This is a genomic window from Caballeronia grimmiae, from assembly GCF_000698555.1.
GTDB classification, from domain to species: Bacteria; Pseudomonadota; Gammaproteobacteria; order Burkholderiales; family Burkholderiaceae; genus Caballeronia; species Caballeronia grimmiae.
In genome coordinates this window covers 119,797-138,069 of sequence record NZ_JFHE01000002.1, presented here as the reverse complement: position 1 = coordinate 138,069, position 18,273 = coordinate 119,797, and the positions used below count along the sequence as shown (strand labels likewise).

Below are 18,273 nucleotides of genomic sequence, written 5' to 3'. Positions count from 1 at the left end.
GAACGGATCGAGTCTATCATCACGCCCTGCTGTCATCGCGCTCCGCAAGAGTCGGACCGCGTCAGCCGATCGGCTCGCCGTTCCTGAGCACGCGTGCGTTCGCCAGCGCGCCGGGCGGCATCATCCGTGTATTGATGCCCATGACGGGCCGGTCGGGATCTACCGCGCGCCAGTGCGTCACGCATCCGCACGACGCGCAGCGATGAAACTCCAGCCTGCGCGGGCCTCACATATAAAGTTCGGTCGGGCCGCTGTCGGGCGCAAAGCGCACGCGCGACGGATCGTAGTAGGCCCAGCGCGCGCCGTATCGCCGGCACAGGGAGCAATCGCAGGCGTTGACTTCGTCGGGCGGGGCGTCGACGGTGAAGCTCACCGCGCCGCAATGGCAGGAGGCGTCGATCATGGGAGCGTGCGAAGCTGGGCTTCGATGGCGGCCTTGTCGATCACGGACCACACCTCGACGATCTTCCGCTCGCGAAACTCGTAGAACACGTTCTCCGCGAACGAAACGCGCTTGCCGTCGATAGCGAGGCCGAGAAAATCGCGCGCCGGCGTGCAGTCGAACCACAGGCGGCTCGCAACATAGGGGGGATCGGCGGTGAGAAGCCGAATGTCGAAGCGAAGGTCGGGGATTTGCCGGAAGTCCCGTTCGAGCATCTGCCGGTAATCGGCGAGGTGAATGGGCTGGCCGTTGTAATGGAGGTCGTCGTGAACGAAGGCGCCGAGCATCGGCCAGTTCTGTTCGTTCAGGCAGGCGATATAGGCGCGATAGACGCCGGCGAGGTCGGTTCTTTCCATATGAACGGTCCTTTGCGTGGCAAGGCTCGTGCGTATGGTCTCACATCACGTCCGCGACGCGCATCGCTCCCGCAAGAAGCGGGAGCGATGCGCGCGGGACATCGGCCTCAGCCTTCGATCTTCGACATGACCGCCGTCGCCGGATCGTAGCGATAGCCCTTTTGCGCAAGCTGCTGCGCGATCTTGTCGCCGATGACGCGCTGCTGCGCCTCGCGGAACACCAGTTCGTGATCGGGCTTCAGGCGCTCGAGCTCCGTCGAAAGACGGCGCAGCAACGCGACTTCGCCGGTGCTGCGGGCATCGATGAAGAGAATCTTCTCGTTGGCCACATCGAGACGCTGCTTGAGGTCGCGTGCATACGTGACCCATTGCTCGGCGTTGGAACGAAGCTCGTCGTAGGCCTTCGAGTGCGTCTGCGCCTGCGCCGAAAGGCGGCGCTGCAACGCGGCAAGCTCTTCTTCCTTGGCCGTGCCCGCGGTCTGCAATGCGATCTTGTGGTCGCGCAGTTCGTCGCGCATCGCGGCTTCGCTCTTTTCGCGCTCGGCGAGCTGTTCCGCGAGCCGCGCCGCTTGCTGCTGCGCCTCGTCCGCTCGCGTCACGGCGGCGGCGGCTTCTTGCGACACGCGCGCCAGTTCGGCTTGTGCAGCGGACTTTTCTTCGTTGGCGGCGTTGAGCTGCGCGCGGGCTTCGTCGAGTTCGCGGCTGATACGCGCGAGCGTTTCCTGTCCCGCCGATGCCTGCACGCCATGCGCCGCATTCGCTTCGCGTTCGGTGGCGAGCTCGGCTTCAAGCGCGGCGACGCGCGACCGGCTTTCGTCGATCTGCGCGCGCGCTTCTTCGAGTTCCCGGGTCGCGCGCTGCAAGGCTTCTTCTCGCGCCGACGCCTCGGCCTGACGCGCCGCGTTCACTTCATGATTCGCCGCGAGTTCGGCTTCCAGCTCCGCGACGCGCGCACGGCTTCCGTCATTTTGTGCGCGCGTTTCGTCCAGCTCGTGCTTGACGCGCTGCAACTCTTCGTCCCGCGCGGCGGCGTCGGCGTTGCGCGCCGTGTGCGCTTCGCGTTCGCTCGCGAGTTCGGCGCGCGCTGCCTGCAGGTCGGCTTCCAGCGCGGCGATGCGCGCTGCGCTTTCCTGCGCCTCCTGCGTCGCCCGCTCCGCCTGTTGGGATTTCGCCGCGCTTTCCTCGCGGGCTTCGTCGCGCTCGCGAGCGAGGCGGCCGGTCTCTTCGCTCTTCGCCGTCACTTCGGCCTTCAACGCTTCGCGCGCCTTGCGCTCCTCGTCGAGCGACATGCGCGCGGCGGCGAGCACGGCATCCTGCGTCGACGTGCGTTCGGCGAGTTCCGCCGCACGCGCCTGCGATGCCTCCGCGCGCTCCGTGGCCCCGGCAAGCTGCGCCTGCAGGCGCGCGACGGTCTCCTCGGAAGCGCGCAGACCGCGCGTCAGGTCGTCGTGCTGCCGGCGCACGTCGGCGGCGGCGCCTTCGGCCGTCTGATACACCGCGAGCGCTTCGTCGCGTTCCGCGAGCGCCGTTTGCAGCCGCTGGCTCAGGCTGTCCGTATGCTGCGCGATCGCGCTCTGCGCGTCGTCCCAGGACGCCTTCCGGATCCGGTGCGCGGCGTTCAGCAGCGCGTCGGCGAATTCGTGCGGCATCTCGGCGGGAAGTTGCGCGGCGGGCATCGCGGGCTGGCTCGCATCGCGCCAGCGCTGCAGGGCCGCAGCAATCGATACGGCCGATCCGCGCCGCAGCTCCGACCAGACGGTGACGGGGGTGACCGGCCGCCCTTCGTCGGTCAGACGCTGGGCGATCGAGATGACTTCTTCATCGGTGATGGTGTCTGCTTCAGTAAACATAAACGCCTCAAGTTACAGGCATCGGGCACGGGGTGCCGGACGAAAGGACGAATTATCCAACAACTTGGGAAGGCTTCCCGAATTTCGCCGGACGAAAACGTTGCACACGCGACGAAACAGGAAGTTATTCCACATTTTTGTCGAGCAATCGGGACCGCGCCGCTTCGATCGACTGGTGCAATTTCGCCTCCAGCGTCTCGCGCGGCGGCAGCACGGTCAGATACTCCGCCACGTGGATGCCGCTCTTGTTCAGCTCCAGCAACTCGATCTGCTCCTGCTTCTTGCCCGCGCACAGGATGATGCCGAGCGGCGGCAACTCGTCCGGTTCCTGCTCGTGCTTCGCGAGCCAGCGCAGATAAAGCTCCATCTGGCTCTTGTACTCGGCCTTGAACGCGCCGAGCTTCAGTTCGATCGCGACGAGCCGTCTCAGCTTGCGGTTGTAGAACAGCAGGTCGATGTAGAAATCGTCCTCGTCGATCTGCAAGCGCTTCTGGCGCGCGACGAACGTGAAACCCGCGCCGAGCTCCAGCAGAAATTGCTCCATCTCCCGAAGAATCGCGTCTTCGAGGTCTTTTTCGAGGTAATGGTCGTTGAGGCCGAGAAAGTCCAGCACGTACGGGTCTTTGAGGAGCGTCTCGGGTGCGACGCGCCCTTCGTCGCGCATCACGGCGAGATCGTGCGCGATGGCGTCATGCGGCTTGCGGGAGATGGCGCTGCGCTCGAAAAGCATCGACTGGATGCGTTCCTGCAACTGCCGAGACGACCAGCGTTCGACGCGCGCCAGCTCGATGTAGAAGTCGCGCTTGAGCGGATCGTCGATGTAGATGAGGGTCTTGAGATGCGTCCAGCTCAATTGTCTCCGCACTGCGGAGACACTTTGCTCGTCGGCGAAAACTTCGGCCAGGCGGATGCAATGGCGCAGTTGCTTGTCGCTCCAGCCGCGTCCATAGCGGGCGCTCAGCTCACGCGCGAGCGTCGCGACGACTTGCCGGCCGTATTCGGCCCGGGCGCCGCGCAGCACTTCGGCGCGCACGCGGCTGCCGATCTGCCAGTAGAGCAGCGTCAGTTCGGCGTTGACGGCGGCGGCGGCGCGTTCGCGCGCTGAATCGATCAGCCGCCTGACTTCGTCGAACAGCGAAGATGGGATGAGGTCGGTCATAAAGCGTGGTTGGATCGGCGGCGATGATTGTCTCCGCGCTGCGGAGACAATTCCCGTAATGCGCGATGCACCGCGCAACATGCCGATCCTAACGCAAGCGCCGAATCCTCAGAACCCCGGCGACGCCCCCGCGCTGCCGCGCCAGTCGGGCCGCGACACGCTGCCGGTGACGCCGGCCGCGCGTTCGAGGATCGCCCGCGTGCCAGGTGTCACGGACATCCGGGCAAGCTGCGAAAGCTCGACCCAGCGTAGATCGTCGATACCCGCACGCACGTTCGCACGCGGCCGGGCATCACCGGGAACGGCGACGCGGAAAACCTGATGCATGTGATGAGCCGAGACGTGCTGCCACAGGAAAGCGGCCGCGCTTGCTTCGACGCACGTTTCCTCGTGCAGTTCGCGGATCGCTGCGGCCATTGCCAGCTCGCCGGGACGGAGATCGCCTCCCGGCAAAAACCACGGGCCGCCGCGTTCCTTGACGAGTAGCACCGCGTGTTGGCGCACCAGCAGCGCCGTTGCCCGAACCCTCATTCCCCCGTCTCCAAGATGAAATGCCGCGCCAGCGTAATGCATGCGTGCGGCGGTGTGTGCCAGCGTCGAAGCGCCCTTATGGTCGGATCGTTGTAACGCATAAGGGGCGCATGGCGCAATCGGTTACACCGCTATTTCGGCACGGCAATGCAGAAGTTTAGGGTTCGGTGTGCGATATAAATCGTATGAAGTTATCGCGGCATCAAAGCATCAGAGATACTCGACGTTGCCATCCACGCTGATCGCCTGACCGGTGACGTTGCGCGCCGCCGGCGATGCGAGGAAGAGCGTCATCGCGGCGATATCGTCGACGGTCACCATGCGGCGCAGCGAGATGCGCTGCAAATACTGCTCCCGCATTTCATCGAAGCCGATGCCGAGCGATTCGGCGCGCGCCGCAATCACGCGGTCCATCCGCTCGCCCTGCACGACGCCCGGCAGGATCGCATTCACGCGGATATCGCTCGGGCCGAGTTCGACGGCGAGCGACTTCACGAGCCCGACGATCGCCCATTTCGTCGCCGCGTAGGGCGTGCGGAACGCATAGCCGAGCCGGCCCGCCACCGACGCCATCGCGATGATGCCGGCGCGGTCCGATGTCTCCTTCAGCACCGGCACCGCGCGCCGCAGAAAATAGAACTGGCTGTTGAGGTTGGTCGTGATCGTGCGTTCCCACTGCGCCGGGTCCATGTCCTCGATTGCGCCCGTCGGTCCCGCGATGCCCGCGTTGTTGACGAGCAAATCGATTCCGCCGAGCGTGCGGCGCGCATCGTCGATGACGGCATCCACCTGTTCGATGTTCGCGACATCCGCGACGCTCGCGTGCAGTCGCGGCTCACCCGCCTTCGCCTTCTCGACCGCCGAAGCATCGACGTCGCAGATGAAGACCTGCGCGTCCGCCTGAATGAAAGCCTCGGCAATCGCCGCGCCGATGCCGCTCGCCGCGCCCGACACGACGACGCGCAGTCCCGGCGCGGGCTTCAATAAATCGAATGTGTTCATGCTGCCAGTGCCTTGTTACGTTGAAGATGCCGCAAAGGTCAGAGCGTCATGCCGCCCGACGCTTCGATGACCGCGCCGTTGATGTAGCTGGCTTCGTCGCTTGCGAGAAACGCGTAGATATTCGCGATTTCCTCAGGCTTGCCGAGACGGCCGAGCGGCACTTGCGCGCGCATCTTCGCCAGCACTTCCTCGGGGATGGTGGCGAGAATCGGCGTATCGATGAAGCCCGGCGCGACCGCATTCACGCGCACGCCCTTCGGCCCGAGCTCGCGGCTCCATGTCTTCGTGAAGCCGATCACGCCGAACTTCGCGGCGGCGTAGTTGGTCTGCCCGAAGTTGCCATAGATGCCGACGACCGAACTCGCATTCAGGATCACGCCCGAACCCCGCGCGACCATGTGATCCGCGACCGCCTGCGTCGCATGGAACACGGCGCGCAGATTCACGTCGATGACCGCATCGAACTGTTCGATGGTCATCTTCTGCAAGCGCGCATCGCGCGTGATACCCGCGTTGTTCACGAGCACGTCGATACGTCCGTGCTGCTCGCGCACCGCAGCCACCATGTCATCGACGCGCGCACGATCCGACATGTCGAGGCAGAACGCGCTCGCCTGGCCGCCCGCTTCACGGCAGGCATCGGCGACGCGCGTGACCGCATCGTGGTTCAGATCGCACGCCGCGACGATCGCGCCTTCGCGTGCGAACTTCAATGCCGTCGCCGCGCCGATGCCTTGTCCCGCTCCGGTGATGATCGCAATTTTTCCCTGTAACCGCATCGTCTCCACCTCATTGTTGGTCATACGTTCACGAGTGCGCGCCCGCTGCGGCGCCGACAGCCGGCCTCGGGGCCGCTTCGCGCTTGATCGCGCGTGCAAGCAAGGGTACCAGCAGCAGGCCCAGCACCGATGCGATCAGGATCACCATGAAGCCCGAATCGCTGCGGCCCGTCGCCGTCTCGGTCATGCCGAAGAGATACGGTCCGACGAATCCTCCGATCAGACCGATCGTGTTGATGAACGCCAGCCCCGCCGCAGCCTGAATGCCTTGCAGCCGCTTCATCGCGATGGCCCAGTACGAAGGCAGCACGCCGCCCGCGAAGAACGCCGTCACCGCGAGCAGCACCGTGCGCGCGACCGGGCTCGACGTCGCGACGAACGCGCACGCGCCGGCAACGAGACCCGCCGTCAGCACGCCGAGATACGTGCAGTCCTTCCCATAGCGGCGATGAATGCGCGGCAGCACGAGCACGCCCAGCAGAAAGCCGACACCGACGCTGCTCGACAGCAGGCCCACGATGAACGGTGTCTTGATCTGCATCTGCTGGATCATGGCGGGCGTGAAGAAGTACAAGCCGACGAACGCCACCTGATTCAGGAAATAGATGAGGCCGATGAGCACCGTCGTCGGGCGCTTGAGCGCGCTGATCCAGTCGGCCGACGTGAGTTCCGGATGCCCGTGCGCGTCGATGACGGCGCGCTGTTCGAGCGCATCGACTTCGTCTTTCGACAGCCAGCGTGCATTGCGCGGCCGCTCGGGCAGCTTGAAATACAGCACGATGCCGACGATGACACTCGGAATGCCTTCGATCATGAACATCCACTGCCAGCCGTGCAGTCCGCCGATGCCGCCGAGCTGCATCAGCGCGCCGCCGAGCGGATTGCCGAGCATCAGCGCGAGCGCGGGCGCGGTGTAGATCCAGCCCACGGCAACGGGCCGGTCCTTCGGTGCGAACCACAGCGTGACCATGTACATCAGCGCGGGAAAGAGCCCGGCTTCCGCGATGCCGAGCAGCACGCGCAGCACATAGAACGACCACGTGCCCTGCACGAACATCATCGCGGTGGAAAGGATGCCCCACGTGACCGCGATCCGCGCGATCCACCGTCGCGGCCCCACGCGATGCGCCGCCAGATTGCTCGGCACTTCGAGCAGCGCATAGCCGATGAAGAAGATGCCCGAGCCGAGCCCGAACGCCGCCGCGTTGATGCCCACGTCGATGGCGAGCTGCGTCTTCGCCAGCGCGACGTTCGTGCGGTCGAGGAAGGACATGAAGTAGATCGCGCACATCAGGGGAATGAGGCGCTGCATCGCCTTGCGTGTGGCGATGCGGTGAGTTTCGTCGATCGATAAGGATGTCATGGTGTCTCCGTATGTGTCTTTTTTATCGATATTCGTGATGCGTTGCTCGATGTCACGTCATGGCGTGACCTTGTCGGGGCCTTTCAGGCCCAGCATTCGGCGCGCATCGTCGGGCGTCGCGATCTCGAACGACAGCTTTTCGAGAATCCGCCGTATCTTGCGCACCTGCTGCGCATTCGATTCCGCCTTCACGCCCTTGGCGATGTACACGCTGTCCTCCAGACCGACGCGCACATTGCCGCCCATGATCGCGCTCATCGTGACGAGCGCCATTTGATGACGTCCCGCCCCGAGCACGGAAAAGTGATAGTTCTCGCGTCCGAACAGACGGTCCGCCGTCGAGCGCATGACGGTCATGTTCTCCGGGTCCGGACCCATGCCGCCGAGTATCCCGAACACGGACTGAATGAAGAACGGCGGCTTCACGAGCCCTTGATCGACGAAATGCGCGAGGTTGTACAGATGCCCGAGGTCGTAGCATTCGAACTCGAAGCGCGTGCCCTTGCCGCCAAGCTCGAGCATGATGTGCCTGATGTCCCTGAAGGTATTGCGGAAGATCATGTCTTCCATGCCTTCGACGAAATCCTTCTCCCAGTCGTAACGCCACGATGAAATCTTCGAGGCGAGCGGATGAATCGAGAAGTTCATCGAGCCCATGTTGAGCGAGCACATTTCCGGCGCCGCAAGCAGCGGATACGCGAGGCGTTCGCCGAGCGTCATGCGCGTGCTGCCGCCCGTCGTGATGTTGATGACCGCATCGGTGGCTTCCGCGATTTGCGGCACGAACTGGCGGAACACGTCCGGGCTCGGCGTCGGGCGTCCGTCTTGCGGATCGCGTGCATGAAGATGGATGATCGCCGCGCCGGCCTCGGCGGCTTCGATGGCCTGCGTGCGGATATCGGATGGCGTGAGCGGCAGATGCTCCGACATCGACGGAACGTGCGTGGCGCCTGTGACCGCGCACGAAATGATGACCTTCCGGTCGCTCGTGTTCATCTTGCGTCCCTCCCTATCTACTGTCCGTGCCGCGCGTCGATCGCGCGCGGCATCTTGTGAGGGCGATATTAGTGGGATAGCATCGCGCTCGAAAGGTCATTTTCGGACAGGCGAGAGTCCGCCGAGGACAACGCAAAACACGACCGCAAACACACGACGCAGAGGGATGCCGTGGCCACGAGCCGCCCGCCTTACAACGAGCGCATATACGCGCCCTACAAGATCGCCGCGCTGGTGGAAGTGCTGGCGGAGCAAGGCATCGCGCCCGCCGACAGCCTGCGCGGCACGGATGTGCGTCCCGACCAGATCTACGACGCCGCCGTGCTGACCTCGGTTGCGCAATATGCGACGGTATGCAGAAACGCGGTGTCGCTTTCGTGCGATCCCGCCACGCCGTTCAAGGTCGGCATGCGGCTGCATCTGTCGGCTTACGGCATGTACGGATACGCGCTGATGTCGTGCCTCTCGCTGCGCGAGTACTTCAAACTGGGCGTGAAGTATCACCGTCTCGCGACGCCCACGGTCGCGATCGAATGGACCGAGTATCCGGACAGGATGGTCTGGACCTTTCCCGATGCGTTCGTGTCGAGCCCTTCACGCGAACTGCGCGAGTTCGTCATCGAGCAGCAGTACACGCAGCACGTCACGCATCTTCAGGATGTCGCCGGAAGCCGCTGCCCGCCCGTCAAGGCGTGCTTTTCGTATCCCGCGCCCGCACACGCCGACCTGTATGCGAAGTATCTCGACTGCCCGTGCTTCTTCGATCAGCCGCAATGCGAGCTCGTGTATGACAGCGCGATTCTCGATCGCAAGCCGCAGCTTGCGCACAAGCTCACGGCCACGCTGTTGCAGGAGACGTGCGACCGGCTGATCGGGCAGGCGAAGACATCGGCGGGCGTCGCGGGCGAGGTCTATCAGATCCTGATGAGCACGCCGGGCACCTTCGCCGGCATGGAAGCCGTGGCCCAGATGCTCAACATGACGACGCGGACCTTGCGGCGGCGTCTGGAAGCGGAAGGCACGTCGTTCCTCGCGATCGTCGACGACGTGCGCCGCTCCCTTGCGCTCGAATATCTGAAGACCACGAAGATGAGCACCGATGACGTCGCCATGCTGCTTGGCTTCAGCGACGCCGCGAACTTCCGCCGGGCGCTCAAGCGCTGGACGGGCAAGGGGCCGGGCGAGCTGCGTCGATAGTCCCGGCTTTGATACGGACTGCGATTCGACGCCGCTATTCCTCACACGAACAGCGGGCGCGAACGCTCTGTGCGCAAAGGCACATTCACGAAGGAACCCGAAAGCTATAACGTGCGAAGCCCGCGCTCTGCCGGCTAGTCGTTGATTCCGTGCGTCCGTATTAATCACTCACTGAGCGATCACTCACCGAGGGCATCGGCAATGAACACGACTTCGATCGGCGGATTCAGGACGCGCGTGAAACGCAGCATCAAGTGGCCTTTGATCGCTGCTGTCGCATCGCTGCCGGATCCGGTGCAGACGCTGCTTTTTGCGCCGTCAATCCGCAAATACGCGCAGCGTGTGCCGATTCTCAAGGTGGTTTATTCCGGCTGCTATCGCACGCATCCCATCGACAGGATGCTCGGCACGAATACCGGCGGCATCGAGCCTCCCGAAGCGATTTACGGCGACGGCGTCGATGCGACGAGTTTCCCCTATATGGGCTCGCAACCGAGCCTCATTCGCTGCGCGCTCGCTCAACTCGGCGACCTGCGCGATCACACTTTCATCGACATCGGTTGCGGCAAGGGCCGGCCGATGATCGTCGCGACCGAGTTTCCGTTTCGCGCGGTCATCGGTTACGACCTGGCCGCGCATCTGGTCGATATCGCCAACCGCAATGCGGCGATCGTCGCCCGACGTTTCCCCGAACGCGTGCCGATGCACGCGTATGCCGCCGACGCGCTCGAACTCGAATTTCCGCCGGGCAAGCTCGTCGTGTTCATGTTCAATCCTTTCGGCGCGCAACTGATGGCGCGGCTTCTCGCGAATCTTTCGGCTGCATATGAGAGCGGTTCGATCGAAGCGTTCTCCGTGGTCTATTTCAATCCCATTTGCGCACATGTGTTCGATTCATCGCCCTTGCTCGAGCGGCGCTTCGCTTCGTCGGTCGACTATGCGGAAGAAGAGATAGGCTACGGCGCGGAAACCCGGCAGGACGTATTCATCTGGACAACGAAAACCTGATTGTTTAGATGAAATGCCCGATACGGATAAATACCGATACTGAATGCGCTTGCTTCTGTCACGGAAAATAGATTAGGCATACCCACATTAATCGCTTCGCAAGCTTTATTAGCTCGCCAAAACCCGGCCGCGGGCTGCAATGTGGGCTTCCGCGCATACCCGCAAAATGCAGGCTGCTACGGTTCCACCACGCGCAATTCTCTCTCACGTATCGGGGCCTGGATTATTTGCTTTCCTTATGAACGCGAAAGGAAAAGCGCCGAAATAGGTCCACCCAAATCCGTTTGAGCCAACCACACGCGCCGGGACCTGCTCAACATGATTTCCAAAGTCAAAACGTCTGATGAAGCCGTTTCAGATAACGGCGACGAGATCCCCTTTGCTTCGCTAATCGATACAATGATCAACCATCGCGTATTGATCGCGCTGGTGGTCCTGTTCACCGTGCTGCTCGCCGCCGCCTACGCGTATCTGAGCCCGCCGATCTATCAGTCCGCGATCCTCATCAAGGTCGAGGACAACAAGGACGTATCGAATTCGCGCCCCGGCGACCCGCTGAGCAACATGCTTCCGACGCTCGACGACCGCTCGTCGGCTGAAGGCGAGATGCAGGTGCTCGGCTCGAAGCTCGTCGTCTCCCGCGCCGTCGATGCGCTCAAGCTCTATATCAGCGCGTATCCGCGACGTTTCCCGGTGATCGGCAACCGTCTCGCGCATCACGACGGCAAGCTGTCGGAACCGGGCTTGTTCGGCTTCGGCAATTACGCCTGGGGCGATGAATCGATCAGCGTTCCTGACTTCGACGTGCCGCGCCAGCTGGAAGGTGCGAAGTTCACCGTCACGGCGCGCGCCGACGGCCAGTACGAACTGAGCAATGCCGCGCTCGGCACGCCGGTCGTCGGCACCGTCGGCGAAGTGTTGCTCGTGCAGACGCCACAAGGTCCCGTGAGGCTGCTCGTCACCGCGATGAAGGGCAATCCGGGCGTCGGCTTCGACGTCGTGCACTATTCGCGGCAACTGACCATCGACGCGATTCAGAGTCAAGTCAAGATCAGCGAACAGGGCAACAAGTCGAGCGTGCTGAAAGTGACGCTCGAAAGCGCCGACCCGGTGCAGGTGGCCGCGACGATCAACGAAATCGGACGCCAGTACGTGAGGCTCAATGGCGATCGCAAGGCGGTGATCGCGGAGAACTCGCTGACGTACTTGCAGAAGCAGTTGCCGGTGCTGAAGCGTCAGATGGAAGACGCGGAAAACGCGTACAACTCGTATCGCGACAAGAACGCGATGCTCGATACCGACGAAACCAATCGCCTGTTGCTGAAGCAAACCGCCGACGCCAACGCGCAATTGCTCTCCTTGCGCCACACGCGCGACGACCTCACCACCACGTTTTCGACGGCGCACCCGCGCATCACCTCCATCGACAAGCAGATCGCCGCAACGGAACAGTTCCTCGCGAAGCTGAACGACCGTACCCGTTCGATGCCGATGGAAGAACAAGGCGCGCTGCGTCTCCTGCGCAACGTCCGCGTGAGCACGGACCTTTATACGGCGCTGCGCAACAACATCGAAGAGATGATGCTGATCAAGGCGGGCAAGGCGGCATCGGTGCAACTGATCGACACCGCCGACGTGCCCGAGCTGCCGGTCAAGCCGATCAAGTGGCTGGCTATCGCAATCGGGCTCGCGCTGGGCATGTTCTTCGCCGTCGGCCTTGCGATGCTGCTCGATCGCATCTTCCGGGGCGTCACCGATACCCAGGAGATCGAGATCGAGACCGGCCTGAGCGTGTTCGCGACGATCCCGCAAAGTGCGCGTCAGCCGGCGCTGTCGAGCGTCGCCAACGGCACGGCGCCGCGTCAGGCGGTGCTCGCGTCGCAGTTTCCGAAAGACCCGACCGTGGAGGCGTTGCGCATCCTGCGCTCGGCGTTGCAGTTCACGCTGGTCGGCGCGCGCAACAACGTGGTGATGATCGCGGGCCCGCTGCCGGGCGTCGGCAAGTCGTTTCTGTCCGCGAACCTCGCTACGGTGCTCGCATCGGGCGGCACGCGCGTGCTTCTGGTCGATGCGGACTTGCGCAAGGGCTATCTGCATCGGCAATTCGGCATTCAGCAGGGGCCGGGGCTCGCGAACATTCTGCTCGGCACGCATACGCTCGAAGGCACGATCCATCGCGAGGTGTTGCCCAATCTCGATGTGCTGCAAGGCGGCCCGTATCCGGCGAGTCCGGCCGAGCTGCTGTTGAGCGCGAAGTATCGCGAGACCATTCAGGAAGCGTCGTCGCTCTATGACATCGTGCTCGTCGATGCACCGGCCGTGCTGGCCGTTTCCGATGCGGGCGCGATCGCTCCCGCCGCCGCATCGATCTTCCTCGTGGGCCTGTATGGACGGACGCGCGTCGGAGAGATCAAGGAGTCGATGAAGCGGCTCAATCAGACCGGCGCACGCGTGACCGGCGTCCTGCTCAACGGCGTCTCGCTGCATACGGCGGACAAGGCGCTCGCGGGACGTTATGGCAGCAGCGCCTACGTCGCGCACAACTACGAATCCGCGCCCGAATAAGCGCACCCCGCGCGAAGCAGGACACCCGCAGCATCCTATCTACGCGTTGCTACGAGACTGGAGAGACTTCATGCGTTCGCTTACTGACCAGAAAATCGCTGTGATCGGCCTGGGCTATGTGGGCCTGCCGCTCGCCGTCGAGTTCAGCAAGCATCATCAGGTGGTCGGGTTCGATGTGAACCGGCACCGCATCGATGCGCTGCGGGAAGGACACGACGCGACGCTGGAAGTCGCCGACGACGAGCTCCGCGCCGCCGAGACACTTGCCTTCACCGATGATCCCGCCGCGCTCAAGGACTGCACCGTGTTCATCGCGACCGTGCCGACGCCGATCGATCGACACAAGCGCCCGGACCTCGGCATGCTGTTGCGCGCGAGCGAAACCATCGGCTCGGCGCTGAAGCCCGGCGACGTCGTCATCTACGAATCGACCGTGTATCCCGGCGTGACCGAAGAGGAATGCGTGCCGGTGCTCGAACGCGTGTCGGGGCTGCGCTTCAACGTGGACTTCTTCGCGGGCTACAGTCCCGAGCGCATCAATCCGGGCGACAAGCTGCATCGCCTGCCGGACATCAAGAAGGTCACGTCCGGTTCGACGCCCGAAGTGGCCGAAGCGGTGGATGCGCTCTATCGTCAGATCATCACGGCGGGCACGCACAAGGCCAGCAGCATTCGCGTGGCGGAAGCGGCCAAGGCCATCGAGAACACGCAGCGCGACGTGAACATCGCACTCGTCAACGAGCTGTCGATCATCTTCAACAAGATGAACATCGACACGGAAGCCGTGCTGCTAGCAGCCGGCACGAAGTGGAACTTCCTCAACTTCAGGCCGGGTCTCGTCGGCGGGCATTGCATCGGCGTCGATCCGTATTATCTGACGCACATGGCGCAATCCATCGGCTACAACCCCGAGATCATCCTCGCGGGACGGCGCCTGAACGACAGCATGGGCACCTACGCCGTCTCGCAACTCGTGAAGGCGATGACGAAGGCGCGCATCTACATTCCCGGTGCGCGCGTGCTGGTGATGGGCCTCGCGTTCAAGGAAAACTGCCCCGACATGCGCAATTCGCGCGTGGTCGATATCGTCACCGAACTGAAGCAATACGGCACTAACGTCGATGTCTACGATCCCTGGATCTCGCGCGAGGATGCGTTCCACGAGTACGGCATCCAGCCGATCGAAGAGCCGGTTAAAGGCGTTTATGACGCGATCGTGCTCGCGGTATCGCATCGCGAGTTCGCGGAGATGGGCGCGGCGGCGCTGCATGCGTTCGGCAAGGATCAGCACGTGGTCTACGACCTCAAATACGTGCTTCCCGCCGATGCAAGCGATCTGCGCCTGTGACCCGCGTCCAGGCGAGCGCACATTCGGAGACCCCGATGCCCGACCGATACGAATCCGTGTGCGAAGCGTTGCGCACGCGTCCGCAAACCTGGCTGATCACCGGCGTGGCCGGCTTTATCGGCTCGAATCTGCTGGAGGCGTTGCTCTCGCTCGATCAGCATGTCGTCGGGCTCGACAACTTCGCGACCGGGCATCAACGCAATCTGGATGAAGTGCGCAGCGCCGTCGATGAGCGCCAGTGGCGGCGCTTTCGTTTCATCGAAGGCGACATCCGCAACATGGACGACTGCAGGCGCGCGATGCAAGGCGTCGATCACGTGCTGCACGAAGCAGCGCTCGGCTCGGTGCCGCGTTCGGTGCGCGATCCCATCGCGACGCACGACGTCAACCTGAGCGGCTTTCTGAACATTTTGTGCGCCGCCCGCGATGCGCAAGTTCAGAGCTTCACGTATGCCGCTTCGAGTTCCACCTATGGCGACCATCCGGGCCTGCCGAAGGTGGAGGACCGCATCGGGCAGCCGCTCTCGCCGTATGCGGTGACGAAGTATGCGAACGAGTTATACGCATCCGTCTTCGCGCGCACTTACGACTTCCATGCGACCGGGCTGCGCTATTTCAACGTGTTCGGCAAGCGGCAAGACCCCGAAGGCGCGTATGCGGCAGTGATACCGAAATGGACCGCCGCGCTCATCGAGGACGAGGGCATCACCATCAACGGCGATGGCGAAACGAGCCGCGACTTCTGTTTCATCGATAACGTGGTGCAGGTCAACATTCTCGCGGCAGTGGCGGATAAAGCGGCGCGGGGACAGGTGTACAACGTCGCGGTCGGGGATCGCACGACGCTCAGGCAGTTGTATCAGGAACTCAAGCGGGCACTCGCCAAGCATGGCATCGAAAGCCGCCGGGAAGCCGAGTACGGGCCATTCCGCGCGGGAGACGTGCGTCATTCGCAAGCCGATGTCTCCAAAGCCGAGCGCCTGCTCGGTTACGGGCGCAAGGTGGCTTTCGCGGAAGGCATCGAACGCGCCATGCCGTGGTACATCCGCTTCCTTTCAGAACAAGCTGATCGCGGGCCAATCGGCGCACATGCGCCTTCGGCCGCACGCAGCGGGACATGAGGCAGATGCGTTGATCTCACAATTTGCTGCACTGAAGAACCGCCTCTTGCAGCTTCACCCGGACCACCTGCGCGCGGCGCGGGGCATGGCGCGGGTGGCCATCTTCGTTTTGCTCGGACGTTGCGCGGGTGCGGCGAAGGAGATGGTCATTGCGTATCGCTACGGCATCAGCAACGTGGTCGACGCCTATCAGATCACGTTGACGCTCGTCTCGTGGTTGCCCGCCGCTTGCTCGGCCGTCTTCGCGATCGTGCTCGTGCCGGTGTTCGTCGATCTGCGCCGCGAATCCGCCGATGAAGAGACGCGCTTTCTCGGCGAACTGCTCACGTGGGCGATAGTCGTCGGTGTCGTGTTCACCGCGATCATTTACATCGTCTGGCCGTATGTCATCAACTTCATGGCCGGCAATCTATCCGCGCAGACGCGCGAGATGGCGCATCACATGATGATCGCGATGGCGCCTATCGGTGTGCTCATCATGGTCGTCACCGCCTATTCGACGCGGCTGCAATCGCGCGAACGCCATATCGCGACGCTGCTCGACGGCCTGCCCGCCGTCATGACGCTGCTGCTGGTGCTCTTCGTCACCGGCAACAACGCGATGACGCCGCTCATGTACGGCACGCTGCTCGGTTATATGGCGCTCGTGCTCGTGCTGTGGCCGCTCGCCGGCAAGGTGGAGGGCAGGTACAGCCGCCTGAGCCTGACGTTCAAGTCGCGCCGCTGGCAGCCGATCTATCACGCGGTGCGCGTCTACATGCTGGGACAGCTCGTCGTGTGCTGCTCGCCGGCCATCGACCAGTATTTCGTCGCGCATCTGGGCGATGGCGCCGTCGCCACGCTCGGTTATGCGAATCGTGTCTTCGGCCTGCTGCTGAGCATGGGTGCGCTCGCGATCGCGCAAGGCACGCTGCCGGTTCTGTCCGACATTCTCGGCAAGGACGACGTCAATCGCGCACGTCATACCGCGTTCCAGTGGTCGCTGCTCGCGCTCGGCGCAGGCGCGGGCGCCGCGGTCATCGCGTATCCACTCGCGCCGTGGGTCGTCGAGGTGCTGTTTCAGCGCGGCGCGTTCACGGCGCAGAACACGGTGCTCGTCGCCGACCTGATGCGCTACGCGCTGGTGCAGTTGCCGTTCTACTTCGCGTCGCTCGTGATGATGAACCTGCTGTCGGTCGAAGGCCGCTACAAGGACATGGCCATCGTGACCGCGCTCGGTTTCGCGGTGAAGGTCGTCGCGAATGCGCTGCTGACGCGGTGGATCGGCATGCCGGGCGTGCTGGTCGCCACCGGCTTCATGCACGCGACCGTGTTCTTCGTCACGATGATGATCACGCGGCGCGTGCCGCCAGCCAATCTCACGGGAGGCGCCGTTCGATGAACATCACGCTGCTGGTCAGCTCGATGGGAAGCGGCGGCGCGGAGCGCGTCGCGGCCACGCTCGTGAACGCATGGAGCGAGCGCGGCGACACCGTCACGCTGATCGCTACTTATAGCCGCAAGCGCCCGTGCTTTTATGCACTGTCGGAAAAGGTCCGCTTCATTCATCTCGCTGACCGCGTGCGAAAGAGCCGTGGCGGCGTGGCCGGATATATCGAACGTCAGTTTGCCTTGCGAACGCTGATACGCGAAAGCCGCGCGGATGTCGTCATCTCCTTTTTATATAACGTCAACGTGGCGAGCGTGCTTGCGACGATGGGCCAGCGCGTGCCGCTCATCCTCTGCGAGCACAATGATCCTTCCGCCGATGGCCGCCCCGCGTTCTGGAATTTCGCGACGCGCATCGCGTATCCGCACGCGGACGCCGTGACGGTGCTGACGGAGAACGTCGTCGAACCGTTCCGCGCGATGGTGCCGGGCGTGCGGCATATGACCGTCATGCCGAATCCGCTGCCGCCGGAACTGTTCTCGCAGCCCGCGCCTGCCGCGAGCGCCGATGGCCGCATGCGCCTCGTATCGTTCGGGCGGCTGCATCCTCAGAAGAACTACGGATTACTGATCGATGCGTTCGCGTCGATCGCGCAACGCTTCCCGCAGTGGGACTTGACCATCTGGGGCGAAGGCGCCGAACGCGCTGCGTTGCAGGCAAAAATCGATCAGCTCGGCCTCGAGGAGCGCGTGTTCATGCCCGGTGTAACGAACGAGCCGTGGCTGGAAATGCGGCGCGCGCAGGCGTTCGCGATGTCGTCGCGCTTCGAAGGCTTCGGGCTTGCGCTTGCCGAAAGCATGGCGCTCGGCGTGCCGGCGGTCGCTGTCGATTGTCCGAGTGGCCCGCGCGATATCACGCGCGGTGGCGAAGATGCGCTGCTCGTGCCGCCGCACGACCGCGATGCGCTCGCGGACGCTCTGGCTCGTCTGCTCGGCGATGAAGCCCTGCGCGCGGACCTTGCACGCAAAGGCGCGCAATCGATTCGCGAGCGATACGCGGTCAACGCGATTCTCCGCATATGGGACGACCTCTTCGCACGCGTCGGCGCATGCACAGGGAACGCGCAACAGCCTGCGGCAATTGGCATGCAGAACCATCAGCGGCAAGTGCTTTGAACGGAGATCCGG

The 18,273-nt window shown here is 63.5% G+C and carries 16 protein-coding genes; 7 read left to right on the top strand and 9 right to left on the bottom strand.

All coding sequences use genetic code 11. From position 1 onward, the window contains the following. Nucleotides 1–226 precede the first annotated feature (226 nt). The 9 genes from BG57_RS32910 to kce all read right to left on the bottom strand — a co-directional run bounded on the left by BG57_RS32910 (nt 227) and on the right by kce (nt 8,478). Entirely contained in the window at nt 227–403 is a 177-nt protein-coding gene (locus tag BG57_RS32910; protein ID WP_160174702.1) for a GFA family protein, read from the bottom strand. After that, nucleotides 400–798 (bottom strand): ester cyclase, encoded by a 399-nt coding sequence (locus tag BG57_RS02905; protein WP_035960077.1) that lies wholly within the window; start codon nt 796–798, stop codon nt 400–402. Before BG57_RS02905 ends, BG57_RS32910 begins: the two co-directional genes overlap by 4 nt. A gap of 107 nt (nt 799–905) precedes the next feature. After that, nucleotides 906–2,648, bottom strand: a complete 1,743-nt coding sequence (locus BG57_RS02900) for a DNA-binding protein (protein ID WP_035960076.1) — start codon at nt 2,646–2,648, stop codon at nt 906–908. Between the two features lie 124 nt (nt 2,649–2,772). Beyond that, nucleotides 2,773–3,807, bottom strand: coding sequence for a PDDEXK nuclease domain-containing protein (locus BG57_RS02895; protein ID WP_035960075.1), 1,035 nt, complete (start codon nt 3,805–3,807; stop codon nt 2,773–2,775). A 108-nt stretch (nt 3,808–3,915) separates the two neighbouring features. Next, nucleotides 3,916–4,338, bottom strand: coding sequence for an NUDIX domain-containing protein (locus BG57_RS02890; protein WP_035960074.1), 423 nt, complete (start codon nt 4,336–4,338; stop codon nt 3,916–3,918). A 210-nt stretch (nt 4,339–4,548) separates the two neighbouring features. Next, nucleotides 4,549–5,340, bottom strand: coding sequence for an SDR family oxidoreductase (locus tag BG57_RS02885; protein WP_035960073.1), 792 nt, complete (start codon nt 5,338–5,340; stop codon nt 4,549–4,551). Between the two features lie 38 nt (nt 5,341–5,378). Continuing rightward, nucleotides 5,379–6,119, bottom strand: coding sequence for a beta-ketoacyl-ACP reductase (locus BG57_RS02880; protein WP_035960394.1), 741 nt, complete (start codon nt 6,117–6,119; stop codon nt 5,379–5,381). A 28-nt stretch (nt 6,120–6,147) separates the two neighbouring features. Continuing rightward, complete coding sequence (locus BG57_RS02875) at nt 6,148–7,482, bottom strand: MFS transporter (RefSeq protein ID WP_035960071.1); 1,335 nt, start codon at nt 7,480–7,482, stop codon at nt 6,148–6,150. Nucleotides 7,483–7,539: 57 nt separating this feature from the next. Further along, nucleotides 7,540–8,478 (bottom strand): 3,5-dioxohexanoate:acetyl-CoA acetone transferase, encoded by a 939-nt coding sequence (gene kce, locus BG57_RS02870; RefSeq protein WP_035960070.1) that lies wholly within the window; start codon nt 8,476–8,478, stop codon nt 7,540–7,542. Between the two features lie 171 nt (nt 8,479–8,649). On the opposite strand from kce, the gene BG57_RS02865 reads away from it, so the two are divergent. The 7 genes from BG57_RS02865 (at nt 8,650) to BG57_RS02835 (ending at nt 18,261) form a co-directional block, all read left to right on the top strand. Further along, nucleotides 8,650–9,675 carry an AraC family transcriptional regulator gene (locus tag BG57_RS02865; protein ID WP_035960069.1) on the top strand — a complete coding sequence of 342 codons (1,026 nt, stop codon included), beginning with the start codon at nt 8,650–8,652 and terminating at the stop codon, nt 9,673–9,675. Nucleotides 9,676–9,876: 201 nt separating this feature from the next. Next, nucleotides 9,877–10,683: a class I SAM-dependent methyltransferase gene (locus BG57_RS31105; RefSeq protein WP_052005590.1), complete on the top strand. Its 807-nt coding sequence runs from the start codon at nt 9,877–9,879 to the stop codon at nt 10,681–10,683. 318 nt (nt 10,684–11,001) lie between these two features. Beyond that, nucleotides 11,002–13,248 carry a polysaccharide biosynthesis tyrosine autokinase gene (locus BG57_RS02855; protein WP_052005589.1) on the top strand — a complete coding sequence of 749 codons (2,247 nt, stop codon included), beginning with the start codon at nt 11,002–11,004 and terminating at the stop codon, nt 13,246–13,248. Between the two features lie 70 nt (nt 13,249–13,318). Beyond that, entirely contained in the window at nt 13,319–14,596 is a 1,278-nt protein-coding gene (tviB, locus tag BG57_RS02850; protein ID WP_035960068.1) for a Vi polysaccharide biosynthesis UDP-N-acetylglucosamine C-6 dehydrogenase TviB, read from the top strand. Nucleotides 14,597–14,631: 35 nt separating this feature from the next. Then, on the top strand, nt 14,632–15,717 hold the full coding sequence (locus BG57_RS02845; RefSeq protein WP_035960067.1) for an SDR family oxidoreductase: 1,086 nt from the start codon (nt 14,632–14,634) through the stop codon (nt 15,715–15,717). 10 nt (nt 15,718–15,727) lie between these two features. After that, complete coding sequence (murJ, locus tag BG57_RS02840; RefSeq protein WP_035960392.1) at nt 15,728–17,098, top strand: murein biosynthesis integral membrane protein MurJ; 1,371 nt, start codon at nt 15,728–15,730, stop codon at nt 17,096–17,098. After that, nucleotides 17,095–18,261 carry a glycosyltransferase family 4 protein gene (locus BG57_RS02835; protein WP_075583082.1) on the top strand — a complete coding sequence of 389 codons (1,167 nt, stop codon included), beginning with the start codon at nt 17,095–17,097 and terminating at the stop codon, nt 18,259–18,261. Before murJ ends, BG57_RS02835 begins: the two co-directional genes overlap by 4 nt. The last annotated feature ends 12 nt before the right edge of the window (nt 18,262–18,273 follow it).

Bases quoted from the DNA above. Each gene is read 5' to 3' on its own strand.
- BG57_RS32910 (WP_160174702.1), bottom strand. From the start codon at position 403: ATGATCGACGCCTCCTGCCATTGCGGCGCGGTGAGCTTCACCGTCGAC.
- BG57_RS02905 (WP_035960077.1), bottom strand. From the start codon at position 798: ATGGAAAGAACCGACCTCGCCGGCGTCTATCGCGCCTATATCGCCTGC.
- BG57_RS02900 (WP_035960076.1), bottom strand. From the start codon at position 2,648: ATGTTTACTGAAGCAGACACCATCACCGATGAAGAAGTCATCTCGATC.
- BG57_RS02895 (WP_035960075.1), bottom strand. From the start codon at position 3,807: ATGACCGACCTCATCCCATCTTCGCTGTTCGACGAAGTCAGGCGGCTG.
- BG57_RS02890 (WP_035960074.1), bottom strand. From the start codon at position 4,338: ATGAGGGTTCGGGCAACGGCGCTGCTGGTGCGCCAACACGCGGTGCTA.
- BG57_RS02885 (WP_035960073.1), bottom strand. From the start codon at position 5,340: ATGAACACATTCGATTTATTGAAGCCCGCGCCGGGACTGCGCGTCGTC.
- BG57_RS02880 (WP_035960394.1), bottom strand. From the start codon at position 6,119: ATGCGGTTACAGGGAAAAATTGCGATCATCACCGGAGCGGGACAAGGC.
- BG57_RS02875 (WP_035960071.1), bottom strand. From the start codon at position 7,482: ATGACATCCTTATCGATCGACGAAACTCACCGCATCGCCACACGCAAG.
- kce (WP_035960070.1), bottom strand. From the start codon at position 8,478: ATGAACACGAGCGACCGGAAGGTCATCATTTCGTGCGCGGTCACAGGC.
- BG57_RS31105 (WP_052005590.1), top strand. From the start codon at position 9,877: ATGAACACGACTTCGATCGGCGGATTCAGGACGCGCGTGAAACGCAGC.
- BG57_RS02855 (WP_052005589.1), top strand. From the start codon at position 11,002: ATGATTTCCAAAGTCAAAACGTCTGATGAAGCCGTTTCAGATAACGGC.
- tviB (WP_035960068.1), top strand. From the start codon at position 13,319: ATGCGTTCGCTTACTGACCAGAAAATCGCTGTGATCGGCCTGGGCTAT.
- BG57_RS02845 (WP_035960067.1), top strand. From the start codon at position 14,632: ATGCCCGACCGATACGAATCCGTGTGCGAAGCGTTGCGCACGCGTCCG.
- BG57_RS02835 (WP_075583082.1), top strand. From the start codon at position 17,095: ATGAACATCACGCTGCTGGTCAGCTCGATGGGAAGCGGCGGCGCGGAG.